At 79.6% G+C, this 3,752-nt stretch carries 2 protein-coding genes; both read right to left on the bottom strand.

The genetic code is table 11. The features are described from left to right. Positions 1-2,071: Stk1 family PASTA domain-containing Ser/Thr kinase (gene pknB, locus Q4D18_RS11300; RefSeq protein ID WP_303128479.1), on the bottom strand; the 2,071-nt coding region annotated here is incomplete at its 3' end. Between the two features lie 22 nt (positions 2,072-2,093). Further along, positions 2,094-3,752 (bottom strand): PASTA domain-containing protein (locus Q4D18_RS11295; RefSeq protein WP_303128478.1); only part of this gene is annotated, 1,659 nt, incomplete at its 5' end.

Here is a 3,752-nt window from a genome sequence, read left to right as displayed (position 1 = left end):
CGGGCAGGGCGGGGCCGGGGACCGCGGCGACGCGCGGATCGTCCTCCTCCGGCAGCCGCGCGGCCGGGCCCACCGCCGCCGCGACCGTCGGCGCCGGCGCGGCGAGGTCCCCGGCGGGCGGGGCCGTGACCGCCTCCGCCGTGGGGGCCTCCGCGGCCGAGGTGATGAGGGTGAGCATCGCGTCGTTGTCCGCGTCCGAGCCGGCGGGCGGATCCTGGAGGACCACCACGCCCTCCTCCGGATCGCTCCCGGCCTCGCTCTGGAACCGCAGCGTCATCTCGGGGGCGAGGGCCTCCACGGTGCGGCGGGCGTCCGCCCCGGTCATGCCCGTGAGGTCCGGGATGTGCATGGTCCCGTCGGACACGTGCAGCACCACGGCCGTCCCCGGGGACACGCGGGTGCCCAGGGCCGGCTCGGTCTGCACCAGGGAGCCCCGGACCACGTCCGCGCTGTGCGTGTCCTCCACCGATGCCACCGCCAGGCCCAGACGCTCCAGCTCGGCGCGCACCCGGGCCTCCGGCACGCCCCGCAAACGGGTGGGCAGGAGCACCTGCGTGCCGCCGCCCGAGACGGTCAGGCTCACCCGTGAGCCCTCCTCCACCTCCGTCCCGGCGCCGGGGTCCGTGCTCACCACCCGCCCGGCGGGGCCGGCGGCGCCGGCGTCCGTGCGCACCACGGCCTCCAGGCCCAGCCCGGTCAGCCGGGACACCGCCTGCGCCTCCATGCTGTCCGTCAGCTCCGGCATGGTGACGGTGTCCGGGCGGCCGACCAGGGACCACACCAGCAGCGCGGCCAGCACCAGGGCGGCGGTCAGCGCCGCGACCAGCGGCCAGGACCGGCCCCGGCGCTCGGCAGCCGGGGCCGCCGCCGCGACGACCGGCACGGCCTCGGTGCGCTCCCCCGCCGCCCCCACGGGGATCGGTCCGGTCGACGGGGTCCCGGCGCCCACGGCGGCCGCCGCGGCCAGCTGCGATGCCGAGGGGGCCCCGGGCACGCCCGCGCCGGCCACCGCGTGACGATCCGAGGACGAGGCCCCGGCCGTCGGCTCCTCGTCCGCGGAGGACTCCGCCGGCCCGGCGGAGGACAGGGGCGCCGCGGCGGGGGAGACCGGGGGCGCCGCCGCCGTCGGCGCTCCGGTCGGCGTCGGGGCGGGGGACCCTCCGTCGTCGGCAGGTCTGAGGGGCAGGGCCTGCGTGCGCGCCGGACCGGACCGGCCGGCCTCGGCGTCCGCCGCGGCGGCCTCGATGTCGGCCAGCAGGGCCGCGGCGTCCGGGTGGCGGCGGGCCGGGTCCTTCTCCAGCGCGCGCAGCACGACGGCGTCGAACGCCTCCGGCAGGGACGGGTCCACCGCGGACGGGGCCGGGGGCTCCTCCCGCACGTGCTGGTACGCGATGGCCAGGGGCGTGTCCCCCGTGAACGGCGGGCGGCCCGTGAGGAGCTCGAACAGCACGCAGCCCGCCGCGTAGAGGTCCGAACGGGCGTCCATGCGCGCGCCCTGGGCCTGCTCGGGCGGCAGGTACAGGGCCGTGCCCACCACGGCCTGGGTCTGCGCCGTGTGGGCGGAGGTGTCCGAGAGCGCCCGGGCGATCCCGAAGTCCATCACCTTGACGGCCCCGGAGCGGGAGACCATCAGGTTGGCCGGCTTCACGTCCCGGTGGACCACGCCCTGCTCGTGGGCGTGGTCGAGGGCCTCCAGCAGGCCCGTGGTCCAGCGGACCGCCTCCCGCCAGGTGACCTCGCCCGCGTGGAGGCGCTCGCGGAGGGTGTGGCCGTCCACGTGCTCCATCACCAGGTACGGGCACTCCACGGGGTGGAAGCCGTCGTCCAGCGGGGCGGCCCCCGTGTCGAACACGGACACCACGCACGGGTGGTTGAGGGAGGCGGCGTGCCGGGCCTCCTGTCGGAACCGCGCCTGGAAGGCGGGGTCCCGGGCCAGGTCCGGGCGCATCATCTTCACGGCGACGGTGCGGTTCAGGCGCAGGTCGTGGCCGCGGAAGACGTCGGCCATCCCGCCGCGGCCGATCAGCTGGTCGACGCGGTACCGCTCGTGGAGGATGCGCTGCTGGGACACGGTGGTCTCCCGGGCGGGCCCGTCAGCCGGCGGGCGCCGGGGCGGGGCCGTCGGCGGGCCCCGCGGCCTGACCGGGGGCGCCGTCCCGGCCCCGGCCCGGCGCGTCGTCGCGGTTCTGTCCGGGCGCGTCCGCACGGCCGCGGCCGGGAGCGGCGTCGGCCGCGGGGGCCGCGGCCGCAGCGGCCTCGGTGGCGTCGGCCGACGACGCGCCGCCCGGGGTGGAGGAGGGCTCGGCGGACGGGGCCGGCTCGGCGGAGGGGTCCTGGCCGCCCGGCACGCCCGCAGGTGACGACGACGCCTCCGTCGGGGCGGACGGGGCCTGCTCCTCGGCGGGCGCGGACGCCTGGCCGGTGGGGCCCGGGGAGGGCTGCGGGGCCGTGTCGTCCTGGCCGGACCCGCCACGGGACGGCTCCGGGGCGGGGGCCGGGTCCTGCGAGCGGTCCTGCGTCCCGCCCGGGGCGGGCGCGGGCGCCGTGGACGGCTCGCCCTGCCCGGCGGAGGCGTCGCGCCCGCCGCCGGCCACGATCACCTGGACGGGGGTGTCGAACCGGTGGCGCTCGCCCTCGCCGGGCACCACGCGCACCACCTCGCCCTCCGCGCCGTCCGCCGTGGGGTCGTCCACCCGGTCCACGGAGAACCCGAGCTCGCGCAGCATCGAGGTGACGGTGTCCACCGGCTGGCCCACGAGGTCCTGCGGGACGGTGCCCTGACCCGTGGAGACGGCCAGGGTGACGGCGTCGCCGCGCTGGAGCGTGCCCACGGGGTTCACGCCCACCACGGTGCCCTCCGCGGCCCGGTCGTCCCGCGGGGACTCCTGGACGGTCAGGCCCAGGCCCTCCAGCTCGCGGCGCACGTCGGCCACCGGGCGGCCCTCGTAGTCCTCGGCCTCGAGGGAGATCGCCGCCGAGGAGGTCGCGGCGGCCCCGGCGCCCGCGCGGTCGCCCACGAGCGAGGGCCACAGCAGCGCGCCGAGCACGGCGCACCCCCGCAGCCCCAGCCGGGCGAACCAGCGCCCCCCGGTGCGCCGCCCGGGCCGGGCCGTCCGCCGCACGGAGGCGCCGGCCCCCGTGGCCGTGGCGGCCGGCGTCGGGCGCGTGGTGGGGGCGGGCTCGGCGGTCTGGCGCGGGTCGCGAGCGGCGGAGACGTCCGAGGAGCCCGCCGCCGCGTCGCCGGCCGGGCCGGTGCCCGCCGCCGCCCCCGCGACGCCCAGGACGGGCATGGTCGCGGTGCTGGGGGTGGGGTCCACGGTGCGGACGACTGGGGCGGTGGGCGCGTCGGACGCCCGGTGCGTGGACGTCGGGGCGGCGGCGAGGACCGTGGTCTCGGCGTCGCCGGGGACGTCCACGCCCTCGGCGGCGAGGAACGCCGCGAGCCCCGGGACGGCGTCGACGGCGCCCTCCACGTCCTTGCGGCGCAGCGCCTCGGCCGCCTCGGAGAGCACGGTGGCGTCCGCGGGACGCTCGCGCGGGTCCTTCGAGAGCATGCACATGATCAGCGCGCGCACCGGCGCCGGCACGGTGTCCGGCAGGGCCGGCGGCGTGTCGTTCACCTGGGCGAGCGCGATCGCGATCTGGGACTCGCCGGTGAACGGGCGGTGCCCGGCGAGGGCCTCGTACCCGATGATGCCGAGGGAGTAGATGTCCGAGGCGCCGGTGGCCTGCTGGCCGGTGGCCTGCTCGGG

Origin of the sequence: Micrococcus sp. (assembly GCF_030523875.1) — a bacterium.
Classification (GTDB): domain Bacteria; phylum Actinomycetota; class Actinomycetes; order Actinomycetales; family Micrococcaceae; genus Micrococcus.
Note: the sequence above shows the minus strand (reverse complement) of the source record. Positions and strands in the feature narration are given on the sequence as shown.